We start from the raw sequence: 20,613 nt of genomic DNA, 5'->3' as shown, positions 1-20,613 counted from the left end.
TTTCTCCTGTGTGATCAAGAAGTGTGGGTGCGGCCCGCCCTGGGTCCGGGGACCTAGAAGGGGGGCTCGTCCGAGTAGCCGCCGCCACCGCCGGAGCCGCCGCCCCAGCCGCCGCCCTGACCGCCACCGGCAGGAGCACCGGTCGCCCACGGGTCGTCGGCGGGGGCACCGCCCGGCTGGCCGCCGGGGCCACCGCCCCAGCCGCCGCCCTGACCACCGCCGTAACCTCCCTGGCCACCGCGGCCGGTGGTCTTGGTGACCTTGGCCGTGGCGTTGCGCAGGCTGGCGCCGACCTCGTCGACGTCCAACTCGTAGACCGTGCGCTTGATGCCCTGGTTGTCCTCGTAGGACCGCTGCTTCAGCCGGCCCTGCACGATGACGCGCATGCCTCGCTGAAGCGACTCGGCGACGTTCTCCGCCGCCTGACGCCAGACCGAGCAGGTGAGGAAGAGGCTCTCGCCGTCCTTCCACTCGTTCGTCTGACGGTCGAAGATCCGGGGCGTGGACGCGACACGGAACTTCGCGACCGCCGCACCGGAGGGGGTGAAGCGCAGCTCGGGGTCGTCGACAAGGTTGCCGACGACCGTGATGACGGTCTCGCCTGCCATGGAGAACCTCTCGGCGGGTGTGCTGCTGGCTGCTTGTGCTGCTACTCGAATCCCGAGGCCGGCTGAGCGGAGGGGCTCAGTGGGTCTCGGGGCGGAGGACCTTGGTCCGGAGGACCGACTCGTTCAGGTTCATCTGGCGGTCGAGCTCCTTGACGACCGCAGGCTCCGCCTGCAGGTCGATGACCGAGTAGATGCCCTCGGGCTTCTTCTTGATCTCGTACGCGAGACGACGACGACCCCAGGTGTCGACCTTCTCGACCTTCCCGCCGCCGTTGCGGACGACGGAAAGGAAGCTCTCGATCAGCGGGGCGACAGCGCGCTCCTCGAGATCGGGGTCGAGGATGACCATCACCTCGTAGTGACGCATGTGGAACCCACCTCCTCTGGACTCAACGGCCACGGTCGTTCCGTGGCAGGAGGGCTGTGATGCGTACGCCACAGTGCCTGCATTACATCAGTCGCCACTGACAATCGGGGCCGACCGACGAACTCTCCGGGTTCACCATGCCGTCACCGGGGCAGACACTGTGCAGAGCGTACAGACTACCCGCACACGCGCTTCCGGTTGAAATCAGGTCGCAGAACCCGTCAACCTGGACATCACCGGACATCGCGGGTGTGCATGGCGCTACAATGCGCCCCTTTCGCAGGAGGTGCCCCATGGCACAGACGATGCGACCGAACACCGCCGCAGGCGGCGGCCTCCTCGCCACGGACGGCAAGCCCCACCCGCTCCAGGACACCCTGCTCGCGGTGACCCTGGTGCTGGGCCTGCTGGCCTTCATCACCGGGCTCCTCTTCCACGATCTGCACATGCTGAGCTCCTGGGCCGGCCTGGTGGGCATCCTCGCCGGTGCGTACGGCCAGTGGATCTCCGAGACCACACGCGCGCGCTTCGGGCTGGTCATCGGCCTGGGCGCCTCCGCGGTCGGCTTCTACCTCGGTCTGGCGCACGGCGGTCTCTTCGGCTGATCCCGGCGTTCCGGCCGCCCCCTGCGGGCGTCGTCCGCAGGACCGCGGAAGCGCCGCCCGCACCGCCCCGTGCGGCGCTGCGGCGGACGACGGACCAGGGCGAAGGTGGTGTGCGGCCAGTCTGCGCGCTCCCCGGGCGCAGTAGGCTTCGGCGCGAGAGCCGGAGCCCCTGAATCCATGGGGACACACCAGCCCGAGGAGCGCCCCGAATGAGCCTGACCCTGAGGACCATCAGTCGAGAGCAGCATCTGGCCTACATCCAGAGCCTGCCCGCGGCGAGTCACATGCAGGTTCCGGCCTGGGCGGATGTCAAGACGGAGTGGCGTTCGGAGAATCTGGGGTGGTTCGACGACCGCACCGGCGAGCTGGTCGGTGTGGGTCTCGTCCTGTACCGCCAGCTGCCCAAGATCAAGCGGTATCTCGCCTACCTGCCCGAAGGCCCGGTCATCAACTGGTTCGCACCCAACCTCGACGACTGGATCCAGCCGATGCTGGCGCACCTGAAGCAGCAGGGCGCCTTCTCGGTGAAGATGGGCCCACCGGTGATCATCCGCCGCTGGAACGCGGACACCATCAAGAAGGGCATCCAGAACCCGGACGTCAAGCGTCTGCGCGATCTGCAGGCCGACTTCATCGAGCCCCGTGCCTTCGAGGTCGCCGACAAGCTGCGCCGCATGGGCTGGCAGCAGGGCGAGGACGGAGGCGCCGGCTTCGGTGACGTCCAGCCCCGCTACGTCTTCCAGGTGCCGCTGGCCAACCGGTCCCTGGAGGAGGTCCACAAGAACTTCAACCAGCTGTGGCGCCGCAACATCAAGAAGGCCGAGAAGGCCGGTGTCGAGGTCGTCCAGGGCGGCTACGAGGACCTCGAGGAATGGCAGCGGCTGTACGAGATCACCGCGGTGCGCGACAACTTCCGGCCCCGCCCGCTGTCGTACTTCCAGCGCATGTGGACGGTCCTGAACGCCGAGGACCCCAACCGCATGCGGCTGTACTTCGCCCGGCACAACGGGGTGAACCTGGCCGCGGCGACCATGCTGATCGTCGGCGAGCACGTCTGGTACTCCTACGGTGCCTCCGACAACATCGGCCGGGAGGTCCGCCCCTCCAACGCGATGCAGTGGCGGATGCTGCGCGACGCCTACGCACTCGGCGCCACGGTCTACGACCTGCGCGGCATCTCCGACTCGCTGGACGAGACCGACCATCTCTTCGGCCTGATCCAGTTCAAGGTCGGCACCGGCGGACAGGCCGCCGAGTACCTCGGCGAGTGGGACTTCCCGCTGAACAAGCTGCTCCACAAGGCGCTCGACATCTACATGTCGCGGCGCTGACCTGGCACTCTTCGCCTCGGCACCGTCGACGACCTCCCTGTTTCCGTTCCCTGTTTCCGAATAGACCGCAGCCACGAGAAAGGTTTCGGGTCCGGCCATGGCGCTCACGCTCTACGTCGACACCGCGCGCTGGCGGGCGCATCACAAGCACGTGCAGGAGCAGTTCCCGGGCCTCGTCCCGGTCTGCAAGGGCAACGGCTACGGCTTCGGGCACGAACGCCTGGCGGAGGAAGCCACCCGGCTGGGCGCGGACCTCGTCGCCGTCGGCACGACGTACGAGGCCGCGCGCCTCAAGGACTTCTTCAGCGGCGATCTGCTGGTGCTCACGCCGTACCGCCGCGGCGAGGAGCCGGTGCCGCTGCCCGACCGGGTGATCCGCTCGGTGTCCTCGGTGGACGGGGTGTACGGCCTGGTCGGGGCCCGGGTCGTCATCGAGGTGATGTCCTCGATGAAGCGGCACGGGGTCAAGGAGAAGGACCTGCCGGAGCTGCACGCCGCCATCGAGAACGTCCGGCTGGAGGGCTTCGCCATCCATCTGCCGCTGGACCGCACCGACGGCACCAGCGCGGTGGAGGAGGTCATCGACTGGATGAACCGGCTGCGCGCGGCCCGGCTGCCGTTGCACACGATGTTCGTCAGCCACCTGAAGGCGGACGAACTCGCCCAGCTGCAGCAGCAGTTCCCGCAGACCCGTTTCCGCGCCCGGATCGGCACACGGCTGTGGCTGGGGGACCACGAGGCCACCGAGTACCGCGGCTCGGTCCTGGACGTCACACCGGTCTCCAAGGGGGAACGCTTCGGCTACCGCCAGCAGAAGGCCCCCTCGGACGGCTTCCTGGCGGTCGTGGCGGGCGGCACGTCGCACGGAGTGGGTCTGGAGGCCCCCAAGGCGATGCACGGCGTCATGCCGCGGGCCAAGGGCGTCGCCCGTGCCGGCCTCGCCACGGTGAACCGGAACCTCTCGCCGTTCGTCTGGGGCGGCAAGCAGCGCTGGTTCGCGGAACCGCCCCACATGCAGGTGTCGATCCTGTTCATCCCGGCGGACGCCCCGGAGCCCAAGGTCGGCGACGAGATGGTGGCGCATCTGCGGCACACCACCACGCAGTACGACCGGCTCGTGGACCGCTGACGCCTTTTCTCCCCATCCGCCTTTTCCCCCGTCCTTCTTTCCGCGAAAGGCCGTACACGGCAGTGACCGTGTACGGCCTTTCGCATGCCCGGCCTTCGCAGACCTGGTGGGCGGGCCCTGTCCGCTCAGGGCGCGTCGTCCCGGGGCACGGCCCCGCTCCGGTCGCCCCACCCCGCCTTCGGTGCGCCGGTGCGGGCCGCGGGATACGGCGAGGACAGGCGGGTGCCGAGAGTGAAGGCGTCCTCGGCGCCGTCGAGGACACCGCCCGAGGGGTCGTCGACGCCGGCGCGGCGCACCACGTCCTTCTCCGGCACGAGGATGTCGCGCACCACGACCACGCACAGATACAGCGTGCCCAGCAGATGCACGGCGATCGCCCCGTGGTAGCCGTCGGTCGGCAGGCCCTTGTGGGCGTCTCCGCTGGTCGTGTAGGCGAGGTACATCCAGATCCCGAGGAAGTACACCACCTCGCAGGCCTGCCAGATCAAAAAGTCCCGCCACCGGGGGCGGGCCAGCGCCGCCAGCGGGACCAGCCACAGCACGTACTGCGGCGAGTAGACCTTGTTGGTCAGGATGAAGACCGCCACGATCAGAAAGGCGAGCTGGGCGAAGCGTGGACGGCGCGGGGCGGACAGCGTCAGCACCGCGATGCCGAGAGCGCACAGCAGCACCAGCAGGGTGGCCGCGGTGTTGACGAATGCGACGCTGGGCGGATTGCTGGTGTTCTGGCTCCAGATCAGCCAGAAGGAGCCGAAGTCGACGCCCCGCTCCCGGCTGAACTTGTAGAACTGCCACCAGCCGTCCGTGGCGAAGGCCATCACCGGCAGATTCACCACCAGCCAGGCGATCACCGCGCCGGTCAGGGCCCTGCCGAAGTCACGCCATTTCCCGGCACGCCAGCACAGCAGGAACAGCGGGCCGAGCAGGAGGACGGGGTAGAGCTTGGCGGCCGTGGCGAGCCCCAGCAGAACGCCGGAGGCGAGCGAGCGCCTCCGGGACCACATCAGCATCGCGGCGGCCGTCAGGGAGACCGCCAGCAGGTCCCAGTTGATGGTGGCGGTCAGCACGAAGGCCGGGGCCAGTGCGACCAGCAGAGCGTCCCAGGGCCGCCGGGCGTGCGTACGGGCCACGCAGACGACGATGACGGCCGCGCACACCATCAGCATCCCGGCGTTGACCATCCAGTACCACTGCTCCTGGTACTGGATGGTGCCGCTGCTCGGGGTCAGCCAGGCGGCCACCTCCATGAACAGCCCGGTCAGCACGGGGTACTCCAGGTACGGCATGTCGCCGGGGAGCCTGTCGAAGTAGGGCACGAGGCCGTCGGCGAAGCCGCGCCCCTGGTACAGGTGCGGGATGTCCGAGTAGCAGGCCTTGGTGTACTGCGAGCTCGCACCGAAGAACCAGGCGCCGTGGTAGCAGGGCGCTTTCTGGACCAGGCCGAGAGCGAACATGCCGATCGCGACGAGCGCGACGACTCGCACCGGGGTCCACCAGGACGTCCCGAGCAGGGCGCGCCGTCCGAGCGGACCGCCGATCAGCTCACTGCCGGCCGTGGCGACCTCGTCCTCCTGAGTGGGCCGCACCGGGGCGGGCTCGTGCACGCTCGCTTGCGTGGATTCAGCACTGGGCATGGGGCACATCCTGCCGTACACGTCCGGGAAGAGGCGGAGGGCCGCCGCACCCGGTGGGTGCGACGGCCCTCGTTTCACGTGGAACACGCTCGCCGGGGGGCGAAGCGGCTAATTGCCCTGGCCTCCGAAGAAGCCTCCGTTGCCATTGCCCCGGTTGCTTCCGCCGAAGCCGTTGTCGTTGCCCCCGGAGTCGTCGCCGTCCGTGGGCGACGGGCTGACACCGCCGTTCGCGCCGCCGTTGCCCGTCTGACCGCCGTTGTCGCTGCAGCCGAAGAAACCGCAGCGCGTCGGGGTCTGCGTGGGCGACGGGAGGGTCGGAGTCTCCGAAATCGTGGGCGAGGAGGTCGGGGTCTCCTCCACCTCTTCCTCTTCCTCCTGCTCCTCCTCGGTCTGGGTGGCCGAAGGAGTCGGCGTGGAGGTGGGCTTGGCGTTGACGACCTCGCCGATGGGCTCGGGCTCGGGGAAGGGGATCGCCGGCTCGTTCTTGAGCGCCTCCAGCATGTAGTCGTGCCAGATCTCGGCCGGGAACGAGGCACCGTGGATCTTGGCCTGGCCACCCGTTCCGAACATCTCCAGGAACTGGCGCGACTTGTTGTTGGCGTCGTCGTCGAGCCGGAACATGCTGATCGCCGTCGACAGCTGCGGGGTGTAGCCGACGAACCAGGCCGACTTGTTGCCGTCCGTGGTACCGGTCTTGCCGGCCACCTCACGGCCCGGCAGCTGGGCGTTGGTGCCCGTTCCCTCCTCGACCACGGTCTTCAGGACGTCGGTGACGTTGTCGGCGACCTTCTTGGTGAAAGCCTGCTTGGTCTGGCCCTGGTGCTTGAAGATCACCCCGTCCTTGTTCTCGACCCGGGTGACGGAGAACGGCTCGTTCTGCTTCCCGCTGGCGGCGAAGGTGGCGTACGCACCCGCCATGCGGATGGCGCTGGGGTGGGAGATGCCGATGGAGAAGGACGGGTAGTTGGAGCCGGTCAGGCTGTCCTCCCTCAGGCCGGCGTTGATGGCGGCCTGCTTGACCTTGTCCAGGCCCACGTCCATGCCCAGCTGCACAAAGGCGGAGTTCACCGACTCGCGCATCGCCTCCCGAAGGTCGATCAGGTAGTCGGGCGGCGTGCCGTAGGACACATTGCCGTCATTGACCTGGTGCCACTCCTCGCCCTTCTCGTTCCTCCAGATCCGCCCGTCGTACTCCTTGATCTTGAGCTTGTTCTTGCCGCTGAAACGGCTCTTGGGCGAGACCTGGGTGCGCTCGTCCTGCGCCTGCGAGGGGCCGAGGCTCGGGTTGCGGATGCCGTCCTGCATGGCCGCGGCCAGCACGAACGGCTTGAACGTCGAGCCCACCTGGGCACCCGTGGCGTCGGCGTTGTTCGTGAAGTGCTTCGTCGCGTCCTGACCGCCGTAGACCGCCACGATCGCCCCCGTCTTCGGGTCCACCGAGGCCCCGCCGAACTGGACGTGGGTGTCGGTCTTCGGACGCTTCTTGGGGTCGATGTTCTCCTTGTAGACCTTCTTGACGGCCTCCTCCAGCTGCTCGACCTTCTTCCGGTCGAAGGTGGTGTGGATCTGGTAGCCGCCCTGCTGCAGCTGGTCGGCGGTGATCTCCGTGTTGTTGATGACGTACGCCTTGGCGAGGTCGACCAGGTAGCCGATCTGACCGCTCAGCTGCGTGTTCGACCTCGGGTTCTTCAGCTCGGGGAGGTCCTTGTACTTGGCCCGTACCGAAGCGTCCAGATAGCCGTACTCGACCATCTTGTCGAGCGTGTCCTGCATCTGGCGCCGGGCCCGCCTCGTGTTCTCCTCGGGCGTGGCCGCCGGGTCGATCGAGGTCGCGCCCGCGGGGTCGTAGTAGGTCGCGCCCTTGAGCATCGCGGCCAGGAAGGCGCACTCGCCCGGGTTCAGCTCCTTGGCTTCCTTGTCGAAGTACGCGCGCGCGGCGGCCTGGATACCGTACGCCCCGCGACCGTAGTACGCGGAGTTCAGGTAGCCGGCCATGATGTCGTCCTTGCGCACGGTGGCCCCGACCTTGATCGCGACGAAGATCTCCTTGAACTTGCGGGAGAGCGTCTGCGACTGGTCGTTGAGCATCGCGTTCTTGACGTACTGCTGGGTGATGGTGGAACCACCCTGCGTCTGGCCGCCCCTCGCCATGTTGAACATGGCCCGCGCGATGCCCTTGGGGTCGATGCCGCTGTCGGTCCAGAAGGTCTTGTTCTCCTGGGAGACGACGGCGTGCTGCATCTCCTTGGGGATGGAATCGAGGTTGACGATCTGGCGGTTGATCTCACCGCCCGTCCGCACCATCTCCTTGCCGTCCGCCCAGTAGTACACGTTGTTCTGGGCGGTCGCGGTCTTTGCGACGTCCGGCACGGACACCGTGGCGTACCCGATCCCCGCGAGCGCCACCAGGCTTCCCATGAAGCCGATGCACAGCCCCGTCACGAGCTTCCAGGACGGCACCCAGCGGCGCCATCCGTCCTTGTCCGCGCGCGGGTAGTCGATGAACCGGTTCTTGCCGGGCGGTGCCGCCCGGCCTCGGCGGCCGCTTCTCTGCGCGGCCCGCCGGGCTTCGGCGCGGCCGCCGTACGGGCGTTCTCCACCTCCTGCGTACGGCCCTGCTCCGTGCGCACCGGGTCCGTAGGAGCCGGCAGGAGATCCAGTGGCGCCCCGCGATGCCGCACGGCGGCCGGAGGACGAACCGGACTGGCCGCGTCGAGCCGCGGCACGTCCTCCTCCCTGCGGCTGCGGCGGTTTGCGACGGTGCTCGCTCATCGAACGACTACTCCTCGGGCAGGCGCACCCTCGCGCGCCTGGAAACGGCGGCTGGTTTCCGGTCCCCCCGAAGTACGGATGCGGTCGGTCGCTCATTCACCCGTACTGCACCCGGGACGATGACGTCCCTAAGCGTCACACGGTTCCCGGCTGTATCCATGGCGCACAGACTACGCACCGCCACAACCCGTTGAGTTCTGAAGTTCACCTCAAACCAGGCAACTTGACTTCAACGAGGCGGTGATGTGATTCCGCTCACCCGCTTCCCCCCTGGTTCCCTCTTGTCGCACCTGAAGCACCGTTCTATCGTCATGATGTATCGAGTCGATACATCGGCGCGAAATAGAGACCGTCACGGCGCCCGGAGCGGCATCCGCCGCACCGGGTCGCGGCAGAGAGGAGGCGACGATGGGCCGGCGTTCCGGGATCCTGGAGTTCGCCGTACTCGGGCTGCTGCGCGAATCTCCGATGCACGGCTATGAGCTGCGCAAACGACTCAATACGTCACTGGGTGTGTTCCGGGCGTTCAGTTACGGGTCGCTCTACCCCTGCCTCAAGACGCTGGTCGCCAACGGCTGGTTGACCGAGGAACCGGGAAGCGCGCCGGAGGACGCCGTCTCCGCCGCGCTCTCGGGACGCCGCGCCAAGATCGTCTACCGGCTGACGGCCGAGGGGAAGGAGCGCTTCGAGGAGCTGCTCTCCCAGACGGGTCCCGACGCGTACGAAGACGAGCACTTCGCCGCGCGCTTCGCCTTCTTCGGGCAGACCTCGCGCGATGTGCGCATGCGTGTGCTCGAGGGCCGTCGCAGTCGGCTGGAGGAGCGTCTGGAGAAGATGCGCGCCTCCCTGGCGCGCACCCGGGAACGCCTCGACGACTACACACTCGAGCTCCAGCGCCACGGGATGGAGTCCGTGGAGCGCGAAGTGCGCTGGCTGAACGAGCTCATCGAAAGCGAGCGGGCCGGGCGGGACCTCAAGGGTTCCGGCTCCGGGGGGCCCGACTCGCAGGACACCACCACTGGAGCGACGGGCGTCCTGCCCCGGTCCGGGCAACAGCCCCGGCCGGATACGCCCGACGACACCGCCACGTGAGGTCCCGTCGGGGCTTCACCGATCACACACAGGGAGCAACCGCCAATGGGTTCGGTTCGCGTAGCCATCGTCGGCGTGGGCAACTGCGCCGCATCGCTGGTACAGGGCGTGGAGTACTACAAGGACGCCGATCCGGCGTCCAAGGTCCCCGGCCTCATGCATGTGCAGTTCGGCGACTACCACGTGCGTGACATCGAGTTCGTCGCCGCCTTCGACGTCGACGCGAAGAAGGTCGGCCTGGACCTCGCGGACGCCATCGGCGCCTCCGAGAACAACACCATCAAGATCTGCGACGTGCCCTCCACCGGTGTGACGGTCCAGCGCGGCCACACCCTCGACGGCCTCGGCAAGTACTACCGCGCCACCATCGAGGAGTCCGCCGAGGAGCCGGTCGACGTCGTCCAGGTCCTCAAGGACAAGCAGGTCGACGTGCTCGTCTGCTACCTGCCCGTGGGGTCCGAGGAAGCGACGAAGTTCTACGCCCAGTGCGCCATCGACGCCAAGGTCGCCTTCGTCAACGCCCTGCCGGTCTTCATCGCCGGCACCAAGGAGTGGGCGGACAAGTTCACCGAGGCGGGTGTGCCGATCGTCGGTGACGACATCAAGTCGCAGGTCGGCGCCACCATCACCCACCGCGTCCTGACGAAGCTGTTCGAGGACCGGGGCGTCATCCTGGACCGCACGATGCAGCTGAACGTCGGCGGCAACATGGACTTCAAGAACATGCTCGAGCGTGAGCGTCTGGAGTCCAAGAAGATCTCCAAGACCCAGGCCGTCACCTCCCAGATCCCCGACCGGGACCTCGGCGAGCACAACGTCCACATCGGCCCGTCCGACTATGTGGCCTGGCTCGACGACCGCAAGTGGGCCTATGTCCGCCTCGAGGGCCGCGCCTTCGGTGACGTCCCGCTGAGCCTGGAGTACAAGCTCGAGGTCTGGGACTCCCCGAACTCCGCGGGTGTCATCATCGACGCCCTGCGTGCCGCGAAGATCGCCAAGGACCGGGGCATCGGCGGTCCGATCCTGTCCGCCTCCTCCTACTTCATGAAGTCCCCGCCGGTGCAGTACTCCGACGACGAGGCCCGCGAGAACGTGGAGAAGTTCATTCGCGGCGAGGTCGAGCGCTGACCGGTCGTTTCTGAAACCGCTCCTGCCAGGGCTGCCGGACCCCCGGGTGCACCGTGCGTGCTTTCCGGGGGTCCGGCATGTCCGCCATATGTGAGGCTGAGCGCCATGGCTGTCGTCCGCGACCTGCGTGTCCTTTTGCGGGTGAGGAACTTCAGACGCCTGCTCGCCGTGCGGCTGCTCTCCCAGAGCGCGGACGGCGTCTACCAGGTCGCGCTCGCCGCGTATGTCGTCTTCTCCCCGGAGAGGCAGACCTCGGCCGCCGCGATCGCCTCCGCGATGGCGGTGCTGCTGCTGCCGTACTCCCTGGTCGGCCCGTTCGCCGGGGTCCTGCTGGACCGCTGGCGGCGCCGGCAGGTCTTCCTCTACGGCAATCTGACCCGTGCGGCCATGGCAGCCGCCACCGCGGTGCTGATGGTCGCCGCCGTGCCGGACTGGCTGTTCTATGTCTCCGCGCTGTGCGTCACCGCCGTCAACCGCTTCGTCCTGGCCGGGCTGTCCGCCGCGCTGCCCCGTGTGGTCGACGCCGAGCGGCTGGTGATGGCCAATTCCCTGTCGCCCACGGCCGGTTCCCTGGCCGCGTTCGCGGGCGGGGGCCTCGCCTTCCTCGTACGGCTGCTGGGCGCGGACTCCGACGCCGCCGTGGTGCTGCTGGGGGCCCTCCTCTATCTGTGCTCGGCGCTCACCTCGCTTCTCATGGCCCCGGATCTGCTCGGCCCCGACCGGAGCCGGGCCCGCCCCCGATTGGGCGTGGCGCTGACCGGCACCGCCCGCGGTCTGGTGGCGGGCCTGCGGCATCTTGCCGCTCCGCCCCGCCGGAAAGCCGCCTGGGCACTGACCTCGATGACGCTGATGCGGTTCTGCTATGGCGCGCTGGCGGTCATGGTGCTGATGCTCTGCCGCTATGCCTTGACCTCGAACACGGAGGACGGGCTGCGTCTGCTCGGGCTGGCACTGGGACTCTCCGGCGCCGGGTTCTTCGCGGCGGCCGTTGTGACGCCCTGGATGGCGGGGTGGCTCGGCCCCATCCGCTGGATCACCGTGTGCGCCGGCAGTGCGGCGGTTCTCGAACTCGCCCTCGGTCTGCCGTTCGCCACCGGCCCTCTGCTGGTCGCGGCATTCGTTCTGGGGCTGACCACCCAGGGCGCGAAAATCGCCACGGACACCGTGGTGCAGTCCACGGTCGACGACGGCTTCCGTGGCCGGATCTTCTCCGTGTACGACGTGCTGTTCAATGTCGCCTTCGTGGGCGCCGCGGGCGTTGCCGCACTGATGCTGCCGCCGGACGGCCGCTCGACCGCGTTGCTGATCATGGTCGCCGTCCTCCACGCGGCGGTCGCGGCTGCCATGGCCGGCTCCGAACGCCGGCAGATGTCACCTCACCGGCCCTGCGACACCCCTTGAGGCCCCTCAGGAAAACCCCGAGGGAAAAGGGTGGTGTTTCACGTGAAACACCACCCTTCGGCCTTCTCCCCTGCGCCATGTTTCACGTGAAACATGGCCCTGCCGCAGGGGTCAGCCCGCCTGGTCCTGCTCCGCCCACCACTCCTTGAGAGCGGCCACCGCCGCATCGTGCTCCATGGGCCCGTTCTCCAGACGGAGCTCCAGCATGTGCTTGTACGCCTTGCCGACCAGCGGACCGGGCTTGATGCCGAGAATCTCCATGATCTGGTTGCCGTCGAGGTCCGGACGGATCGCATCCAGCTCCTCCTGCTGCTGGAGCTGGGCGATGCGTGCCTCCAGGCTGTCGTACGCCCTGGACAGTGCGGCCGCCTTGCGCTTGTTGCGGGTGGTGCAGTCCGAGCGGGTCAGCTTGTGGAGCCGGTCGAGCAGCGGGCCGGCGTCACGGACGTAGCGGCGGACCGCGGAGTCCGTCCATTCCCCGGTGCCGTAGCCATGGAAGCGCAGATGGAGCTCGACCAGCCGGGAGACGTCCTTCACCAGCTCATTGGAGTACTTCAGCGCCGTCATGCGCTTCCGGGCCATCTTGGCGCCGACCACCTCGTGGTGGTGGAAGGAGACCCGTCCGTCCTTCTCGAAACGGCGGGTGCGCGGCTTGCCGATGTCATGCAGCAGGGCGGCCAGCCGGAGGGTCAGATCGGGGCCCTCGTCCTCCAGCGCCATCGCCCGTTCCAGAACGGTCAGCGTGTGGTCGTAGACGTCCTTGTGCCGGTGGTGCTCGTCGCTCTCCAGACGCAGAGCCGGCAGCTCGGGCAGGACACGCTCGGCGAGGCCGGTGTCGACGAGCAGGGTCAGCCCCTGGCGCGGGTGGTCCGAGAGGATCAGCTTGTTCAGCTCGTCCCGGATCCGTTCGGCCGAGACGATCTCGATCCGCGCGGACATCTCCTTCATCGCCGCGACGACCTCGGGGGCGACCTCGAAGTCGAGCTGGGCGGCGAAACGCGCGGCCCGCATCATGCGCAGCGGGTCGTCGGAGAAGGACTCCTGGGGCGTGGCCGGTGTACGCAGCACACGGGCCTCGAGGTCCGCAAGGCCGCCGTGCGGGTCGATGAACGTCTTCTCCGGCAGTGCCAGCGCCATCGCATTGACGGTGAAGTCACGCCGGACGAGGTCCTCCTCGATGGAGTCGCCGTACGACACCGCGGGCTTGCGCGAGGACCGGTCGTAGGCCTCCGACCGGTAGGTGGTCACCTCGATCTGGAAGCACCGCTCGGTGTCCTCGACACGGACCTGCTTCTGCGCCCCGACCGTGCCGAAGGCGATCCCGACGTCCCATACGGCGTCGGCCCACGGCCGCATGATCTTCAGTACGTCCTCGGGACGGGCGTCGGTGGTGAAGTCCAGGTCGTTGCCGAGCCGGCCGAGCAGCGCGTCCCGGACCGAGCCGCCGACCAGGGCGAGGGAGAACCCGGCTTGCTGGAAGCGGCGCGCGAGATCGTCGACGACGGGGGCCACCCGCAGCAGCTCGCTCACCGCGCGCTGCTGCACCTGGTTCAGAGCGGAGGAAGTGTCTTCGTTGGCGTTCGGCACAACAGAAAAGGGTACGTGGCCTGGGCGGCCGACCGCGCCGTCATTGTTTTCCCCGGGCTCCCGGGACTCCCGGGGGACATCCGCGGGCGCGTGGGGACGGCATCTCCCGGAGCGCGGCGACAGATCTCTTGTTACCCGCCCAAGACGAGCCCTTGTGACGTAACGAACGGCATCCCCGGATACCCGCATATCCAGGACAGCCGTCGACGCTCCATGATCGTCGGGGTGCCTCCGCGGCACTTCCCCTCGGCGCGCATCGTTACCATGCCTGGACGCACATTCCGACGACCACTGACGACGAGGACGGGCGAGCGCGTGGCCGAGGCGGCAGACTTCCAGGGAATCAGTCCCTCACCTGCCCGCCGCCTGCTGCGACGGGCCGGGGTATTGCTCGCCGGGGTGCCTCTGCTGGCCGGACTGCTCCAGCTGCCCGTCACGACGGCCGCACATGCCGCCCCCCGGGACTCCTTCCAGGCCGCGCCGGGTTCGCGCACGGTCTCCGTCTCCCTGGACTCCCTCAGTCCCAGCGTGCCCTCGAAGGGGGACACGCTGACTGTCTCGGGCACCGTGACGAACAACGGCAGACAGACGATCACCGACGCCCATGTGGGCCTGCGCGTGGGTCCGGAACTGGACACCCGCTCGGCGATCGACGCCGTGGCCCGGCGCACCACGTTCGATCCGGGTGCCGACGGCTCCGAGATCGGCGGCAAGTACGTCCAGAAGTTCGCCGAACTCGCCCCGGGCATCGCCCAGCCCTTCACCCTCTCCGTGCCGGTGAACAAGCTGAAGCTGGGCGGGGACGGGGTCTATCAGCTCTCCGTCTCGCTGTCCGGCCGGACCTCCGCACGGCCCTGGAAGCAGGTCCTGGGCATCGAGCACACCTTCCTGCCGTGGCAGCCGGACGATGCGGACAAGAAGACGAAGACGACCTATCTGTGGCCGCTCGTCTCCGATGTCCACATGACCGCCGAGACAGGACCCGGTGCCCAGCAGACACCGGTCTTCCTCAACGACGACCTGGCCAAGGACATCGCTCCCGGCGGCCGTCTGGAGCGGATGCTGTCGCTGGGCAAGGACCTCGACGTCACCTGGGTCGTCGATCCCGACCTGCTGGCGTCCGTGGACGCCATGACCCGCACCTACCGTGTCCGGACCGACAACGGCACCACCGTCCCGGGCACCCATCAGGCGGTCGCCAAGCAGTGGCTCGCCACGCTGCAGCAGGCGGTGGCGGGCAAGGAGGTCGTGGCGCTGCCCTTCGCCGACCCCGATCTGGCGTCCCTCGCCCATGGCGGCACGAGCGTGACCGGCTCGCTCAGCCAGCTCAAGGACGCCACCGATGTCGCCGCCAGCACGGTGGAGACGGTGCTCCATGTGCAACCGAACACGGACTTCGCCTGGCCCGTCGACGGCGCCGTGGACCCCTCGATCGTCAAGGTCGCCACCTCCGCCGGCGCCGACAAGATCATCGCGCGCAGTGACAGCATGCGGGAGGCCGACGGCATGGCCTACACGCCGTCCGCGGCCCGCCCCATCGGCGGCGGCGTCACGGCGGTCGTCGCGGACGAGCGGCTGTCGACGGCCTTCGAGGGCGACATGTCGCGGGCCGGCAGCACCACGCTCGCCGTGCAGCGGTTCCTCGCCCAGAGCCTGGGGATCCACGGGCAGACGACCAAGCAGCGCAGCATCGTCGTGGCCCCGCAGCGCATGCCGACCGCCCACCAGGCCCAGGCCATGGCGCAGGCGCTGACGGCTCTCCAGCAGAGCACCTGGTCCCAGTCGCAGGACCTGTCCGCGGCCGCCAAGGCCGCGCCGGACCCCCGCGCCACCACGAAGGTCCCGTCGGCCGCCTCCTACCCGTCCTCGCTGCGCAAGAAGGAGCTGGGCCGCTCCGCCTTCGCGGCGATCGCCCGGACCCAGAACAAGGTCGACAACTTCAAGGTCATCCTGACCGACGAGTCCCGGGTCGTCACTCCCTTCGGACGCGCCCTGAACCGGGAGATGTCCACGACCTGGCGGGGCCGGGCCGACGAGGCGGAGCACTTCCGAAACGACGTGGAGGGATACCTCGACGATCTCTCCGAGCAGGTCAAGCTGATCGACAAGTCGGAGACGAAGCTCTCCGGCCGCAGCGCCACCATCCCGGTGACCGTGCAGAACAACCTGGTGCAGGGCGTCGACCACCTGGTGCTGCGGCTCACCTCGACCAATCCCACCCGTCTCAAGATCGGCGGCAGGGCCTACGCGGAACAGCCCGTCGAGGTCTCCGGCGGACACAGCCAGTCCGTGAAGTTCACCACATCGGCCAATGCCAACGGGCCGGTGACCGTGGTCGCCCAGCTCTACACGCAAGACGGCCGGGAGTACGGTGCCCCCGTCACCTTCGACGTGAAGGTCACCGAGATCACCGCCACGGTGATGCTGGTCATCGGCGGCGGTGTCCTGCTGCTCGTCCTCGCCGGCTTCCGCATGTACACCCAGCGCAAGCGGGCGGCGGCCCGGGAGGCCGCGCAGGGCGCCGCGGCGGCCGAGGGAGCCGAGAACGCCGAGGCCGCCAAGGCAGCCGGGGACCTCGAGGCCCCCGGGAGCACGGACGCGGACAGTGGCGAGAGCGGCGCCGACGGGACCGGCGGGAGCACGGACGCGCCGGAGGACGACGCCCCAGAGCAGCCGAGTGACCCGACACCGGACACCGCGGCGGAAAGCGCCGCCCAGTCCGGCACGGGTGAGAAAGTGGACCGTTGAGCATGTGGTGGCCCGGAGGGCCCGGGACGATGAGGTGGGGTAATCCATGAACGCGCCGTACGACGGTGACCGCGGCCAGGCCGTGGGCGGCTCGGGCGACCCCGGCGCCCCGCCTCCCCCGCACGGTCAGGTGCCGCCGCCCGCGAACCCGTACCGCGAGGGCGCCCACGGCACGGATCCCCACCGGGCCCAGAACCTCGCCGCCCAGGGCATGGGCGGCGAAAGACCGTACGACCGTGCCGCGCACCCCTCGCCGTCGCCCGCGCCGTCCGGTGCCCACGGTCCTCAGCAGCCGCCCCACGGGCAGCCCCCGCAGGCACCGCACGCCCCCGATCCGCGTGTGTGGGCGCAGACTCCCCCGCCGGGCCCGTCGGGCGCCGCCCCGTATCCGCCGCACGGCGAGGATCCGCGCACCGCGCAGTTCGCCGGTGCGGACCGTCCGGCCGGCCCCATCGGCGGGAACCGTCATGAGCCGGACGCCTTCGCCCATCTCTTCCAGGACCAGCAGCAGGGCGGCTACCAGGACACACGCCAGAGCGGCTACGGCCACCCGGCCCCCGGACCGTACGGCTACGCCCCTCCGCAGTCCGACGGGCGCCCGCTGGGCGAAGCCCCTTCGGTCACCGGCCCCGCCCCGGCCGCCGGCCAGGGAACGACGGGCCCGTACGTCTCCGCGCCGGCTGCCGAGGAGACCGCTGCCCCCAAGGCCGAGCCGGCCCCCGCTCCGGCGAAGAAGGGCGGGAAGGCCTCCGGCCTGCTGAAGTCGAGTGCCGTGATGGCCGCGGGCACGATGGTCTCCCGTCTCACCGGGTTCATCCGCTCGGCACTGATCGTCTCGGCGCTCGGCATCGGTCTTCTCGGCGACACCTTCCAGGTCGCCTACCAGCTGCCGACGATGATCTACATCCTGACCGTCGGCGGCGGGCTCAACTCCGTCTTCGTGCCCCAGCTCGTGCGCGCCATGAAGGAGGACGACGACGGGGGCGAGGCCTACGCCAACCGCCTGCTGACCCTGGTCATGGTGGTGCTGGGGGTGCTCACCGTCCTCGCGATGCTCGCCGCCCCCCTGCTGATCCGCATGCTGTCCGTCCCGGTCGCCAGCGACCCGGCGGCCAACGAGGTCGGCATCACCTTCGTCCGCTATTTCCTGCCCTCGATCTTCTTCATGGGCATCCATGTGGTGATGGGGCAGATCCTCAACGCCCGTGGACGATTCGGCGCGATGATGTGGACCCCGGTCCTGAACAACATCGTCATCATCGTGACGCTCGGCACGTTCATCTGGGTGTACGGCTCCGCCTCCCACTCCGGCATGACGGCCACGAACATCCCGCCGGAGGGCCAGCGGCTGCTCGGCATCGGCGTGCTGCTCGGGATGGTCGTCCAGGCCCTGGCGATGATCCCGTACCTGAAGGAGACCGGGTACCGGCTGCGGCTGCGTTTCGACTGGCGGGGCCACGGTCTCGGCAAGGCCGCGACACTCGCCAAGTGGACCATCCTGTTCGTCCTGGCCAACCAGGCGGGCGCGCTCGTCGTCTCCCAGCTGGCCACCGCCTCGGTCAAGGAGTCCGGCGTCAACGGCACCGGCTTCTCCGCGTATGCCAACGCCCAGCTGATCTGGGGCCTGCCCCAGGCCATCATCACCGTGTCCCTGATGGCCGCCCTGCTGCCGCGGATCTCCCGTTCGGCCGCCGACGACGACAGCGGCGCCGTCCGTGACGACATCTCCCAGGGCCTGCGGACCACCGCCGTCGCCATCGTGCCCATCGCCTTCGGCTTCGTCGCGCTCGGCATCCCGATGTGCACGCTGATGTTCGGCTCCTCGGGCACCGAGGCCGCCACCAACATGGGCTACATGCTGATGGCCTTCGGCCTCGGTCTGATCCCCTACTCCGTGCAGTACGTCGTCCTGCGCGCCTTCTACGCCTACGAGGACACCCGCACCCCCTTCTACAACACGGTCATCGTGGCCGGGGTCAACGCGGCTGCCTCGGCCCTGTGCTACGTCCTGCTCCCGGCCCGCTGGGCCGTCGTCGGCATGGCCGCCGTCTACGGTCTCGCGTATGCGATCGGCGTCGGTGTCGCCTGGCGGCGGCTGCGCAAGCGGCTGGGCGGCGACCTCGACGGCTCACGCGTGGTGCGGACCTACGCCCGGCTGTGCATCGCCTCGGTGCCGGCGACGCTGGTCAGCGGCGCGGCCTGCTACGGCGTCAGCCAGAGCCTGGGCCAGGGGGTCCTGGGATCGATCGCCGCGCTGCTGGCCGGCGGGGCCCTGCTGTTCGGCCTCTTCTTCGTCGCCGCCCGCCGGATGCGCATCGAGGAAGTCAACTCGCTCGTGGGCATGGTCCGCGGGCGCCTGGGACGTTGAGACGGGGGTAGGCGCACAACCATCCTCCGCAGCCGTGTGTCGTGCATAGCGGAGGACTGTGGGCACAATTGGTTTCGGCGTCGGACAGCGCGCGATGGATGGGGAGGCAGGAGCGACGGTGGCGGAACGGAGTACGGCTGCCGTCGACGTGGCAGACAACAGCGGCGAGAAGTCGCTGACCGCCAAGGCGGACCAGTCCACGTCCGACGGGGTGGCCCAGAACCGGAAGCGGGACACGGACAGCGACGAGACACGGGGGAGCGGCACGACCGAACCCTCCGGAAAGAAGGCCTCGCCTCCCGAACTGCACAGCGGTCACAAGCTGGCCAGACGCTACCGCCTCGAGGAGTGCGTCACCCGTCTGGACGGATTCAGCAGCTGGCGTGCGGTGGACGAGAAACTCCGCCGTGCCGTCGGAGTGCACGTCCTGCCCGCGGACCACGCCCGTGCCCGGTCCGTGCTGGCCGCGGCCCGCTCCGCCGCGCTGCTCGGCGACCCTCGTTTCGTGCAGGTCCTCGACGCCGTCGAGGAGAACGACCTCGTCTACGTCGTCCATGAATGGCTGCCCGACGCCACGGAACTGACCACGCTGCTGGCCTCCGGTCCCCTGGAGCCGCACGACGCCTACCAGATGGTCAGCCAGGTCGCCTCCGCGATGGCCGCCGCGCACCGCGAGGGTCTTGCGCATCTGCGGCTGAACCCCAACGCCGTGCTGCGCACCTCCACCGGCCAGTGGCGCATCCGCGGCCTGGCTGTGAACGCCGCGCTGCGCGGCGTCCGCTCCGACACCCCGCAGCGCACCGACACCGAGGCCATCGGCGCCCTGCTGTATGCGTCGCTCACCCAGCGCTGGCCGTACGAGGAGGACGCCTACGGCCTGTCCGGCCTGCCCAAGGACCTCGGTCTCATCCCTCCGGACCAGGTGCGCGCGGGCGTCCATCGCGGTCTGTCCGAACTCGCCATGCGCGCTCTCGCCAACAACGGCGCCACCGCCTCCCGGCACGAGGCACCGTGCACCACTCCGGAGGAACTGGCCAAGGCGATCAGCGAGATGCCGCGCATCCGTCCTCCGGAGCCGGCGTTCACCGCGCCGCCGGAGTACCAGAGCACCTCGTACCAGCAGGGCACATACGGCCGTACGGCACCGCGTCCCGGTGTCGCCCAGCCGATCCCCGCTCCGCCGCCCCCGCTGCAGAGCCGCACCGGCAAGGCCCTGAAGTGGGCCGTCTCGACGCTGCTCATCGCCGCCCTGGGCCTGGGCAGCTGGCAGCTCGCGGACGCCCTGATGAACCGGGGCGGCGATCCCGGCAACGGCACCCAGTCCCAGACGCAGGACGACAACGACAAGAACGAGAAGCCGCAGAAGCCGCCCCAGCCGCTCCAGATCCAGGGGGCGCGGGAGTACGTCGCCCAGGGGCCTGCCCAGGCCGCCGAGGACGTCGGCAAGACCTACGACGGCGACAGCTCCACGTACTGGCGCACCAAGAGCTACCGGGACGGCCCGCGGCTGGCTCCCTACAAGCCGGGAGTGGGCATCGTCTACGACCTCGGCTCGGCCAAGGAGCTCTCCGCGGCGTCGATAGGGCTTCGCTACTCCGGTGACCACACCACGGTCCATCTCTACGCCACCGACTCCCTGACTCCCTCCACCGGGATCGACGGGATGAAGAAGATCGGAACCGCGACCACCACCGGGTCCTCCCTCACGGTGAAGGCGACGAAGCCGGTGAAGACGCAGTACGTACTGCTGTGGATCACGGATGTGCCCAGGGCCCCCCATGACGGCTACAGCAGTGCCGGCTACAAGCAGGGCATCACCGATGTGAAATTCACGGGCTGACGT

General features: G+C 69.0%; 14 protein-coding genes. 9 read left to right on the top strand and 5 right to left on the bottom strand.

Annotation, left to right across the window (positions count from 1 at the left end; genetic code table 11):
* Positions 1 to 53: 53 nt before the first annotated feature.
* Positions 54 to 608 (bottom strand): single-stranded DNA-binding protein, encoded by a 555-nt coding sequence (locus CCN35_RS06500; RefSeq protein WP_067397803.1) that lies wholly within the window; start codon positions 606 to 608, stop codon positions 54 to 56.
* 76 nt (positions 609 to 684) lie between these two features.
* Positions 685 to 975 (bottom strand): 30S ribosomal protein S6, encoded by a 291-nt coding sequence (gene rpsF / locus CCN35_RS06495; RefSeq protein WP_067397802.1) that lies wholly within the window; start codon positions 973 to 975, stop codon positions 685 to 687.
* A 293-nt stretch (positions 976 to 1,268) separates the two neighbouring features.
* Between rpsF and CCN35_RS06490 the strand changes: the two genes are divergently transcribed.
* The 3 genes from CCN35_RS06490 to CCN35_RS06480 all read left to right on the top strand — a co-directional run bounded on the left by CCN35_RS06490 (position 1,269) and on the right by CCN35_RS06480 (position 4,040).
* Positions 1,269 to 1,580 (top strand): hypothetical protein, encoded by a 312-nt coding sequence (locus CCN35_RS06490; protein ID WP_067397801.1) that lies wholly within the window; start codon positions 1,269 to 1,271, stop codon positions 1,578 to 1,580.
* Between the two features lie 209 nt (positions 1,581 to 1,789).
* Positions 1,790 to 2,911, top strand: a complete 1,122-nt coding sequence (locus tag CCN35_RS06485; RefSeq protein ID WP_067397800.1) for a lipid II:glycine glycyltransferase FemX — start codon at positions 1,790 to 1,792, stop codon at positions 2,909 to 2,911.
* 97 nt (positions 2,912 to 3,008) lie between these two features.
* Entirely contained in the window at positions 3,009 to 4,040 is a 1,032-nt protein-coding gene (locus CCN35_RS06480; protein ID WP_067397799.1) for an alanine racemase, read from the top strand.
* A gap of 125 nt (positions 4,041 to 4,165) precedes the next feature.
* On the opposite strand, the gene CCN35_RS06475 is transcribed toward CCN35_RS06480, so the two are convergent.
* Both CCN35_RS06475 and CCN35_RS06470 read right to left on the bottom strand, forming a co-directional pair.
* On the bottom strand, positions 4,166 to 5,674 hold the full coding sequence (locus tag CCN35_RS06475; RefSeq protein ID WP_067397798.1) for a glycosyltransferase family 87 protein: 1,509 nt from the start codon (positions 5,672 to 5,674) through the stop codon (positions 4,166 to 4,168).
* A gap of 108 nt (positions 5,675 to 5,782) precedes the next feature.
* Positions 5,783 to 8,446 carry a transglycosylase domain-containing protein gene (locus CCN35_RS06470; protein WP_079129917.1) on the bottom strand — a complete coding sequence of 888 codons (2,664 nt, stop codon included), beginning with the start codon at positions 8,444 to 8,446 and terminating at the stop codon, positions 5,783 to 5,785.
* Between the two features lie 408 nt (positions 8,447 to 8,854).
* Between CCN35_RS06470 and CCN35_RS06465 the strand changes: the two genes are divergently transcribed.
* From CCN35_RS06465 to CCN35_RS06455, 3 genes are all read left to right on the top strand, one after another.
* Positions 8,855 to 9,538 carry a PadR family transcriptional regulator gene (locus CCN35_RS06465; protein WP_067397797.1) on the top strand — a complete coding sequence of 228 codons (684 nt, stop codon included), beginning with the start codon at positions 8,855 to 8,857 and terminating at the stop codon, positions 9,536 to 9,538.
* A gap of 45 nt (positions 9,539 to 9,583) precedes the next feature.
* Positions 9,584 to 10,666, top strand: a complete 1,083-nt coding sequence (locus CCN35_RS06460) for an inositol-3-phosphate synthase (protein ID WP_067397796.1) — start codon at positions 9,584 to 9,586, stop codon at positions 10,664 to 10,666.
* 105 nt (positions 10,667 to 10,771) lie between these two features.
* Entirely contained in the window at positions 10,772 to 12,067 is a 1,296-nt protein-coding gene (locus CCN35_RS06455; RefSeq protein ID WP_067397795.1) for an MFS transporter, read from the top strand.
* 111 nt (positions 12,068 to 12,178) lie between these two features.
* Here CCN35_RS06455 and CCN35_RS06450 read toward each other — a convergent pair whose 3' ends face one another.
* Entirely contained in the window at positions 12,179 to 13,654 is a 1,476-nt protein-coding gene (locus tag CCN35_RS06450) for a CCA tRNA nucleotidyltransferase (protein ID WP_067397794.1), read from the bottom strand.
* Positions 13,655 to 13,969: 315 nt separating this feature from the next.
* Here CCN35_RS06450 and CCN35_RS06445 point away from each other — a divergent pair, with 315 nt between their 5' ends.
* From CCN35_RS06445 to CCN35_RS06435, 3 genes are all read left to right on the top strand, one after another.
* Positions 13,970 to 16,402, top strand: coding sequence for a DUF6049 family protein (locus CCN35_RS06445; RefSeq protein ID WP_086791804.1), 2,433 nt, complete (start codon positions 13,970 to 13,972; stop codon positions 16,400 to 16,402).
* Between the two features lie 46 nt (positions 16,403 to 16,448).
* On the top strand, positions 16,449 to 18,770 hold the full coding sequence (murJ, locus tag CCN35_RS06440; RefSeq protein WP_086791802.1) for a murein biosynthesis integral membrane protein MurJ: 2,322 nt from the start codon (positions 16,449 to 16,451) through the stop codon (positions 18,768 to 18,770).
* A 118-nt stretch (positions 18,771 to 18,888) separates the two neighbouring features.
* On the top strand, positions 18,889 to 20,610 hold the full coding sequence (locus CCN35_RS06435) for a protein kinase family protein (protein ID WP_067397791.1): 1,722 nt from the start codon (positions 18,889 to 18,891) through the stop codon (positions 20,608 to 20,610).
* Positions 20,611 to 20,613 lie beyond the last annotated feature (3 nt).

This window comes from Streptomyces thermovulgaris, assembly GCF_002155915.1.
In the GTDB taxonomy this organism is placed as follows: domain Bacteria; phylum Actinomycetota; class Actinomycetes; order Streptomycetales; family Streptomycetaceae; genus Streptomyces; species Streptomyces thermovulgaris.
Note: the sequence above shows the minus strand (reverse complement) of the source record. Positions and strands in the feature narration are given on the sequence as shown.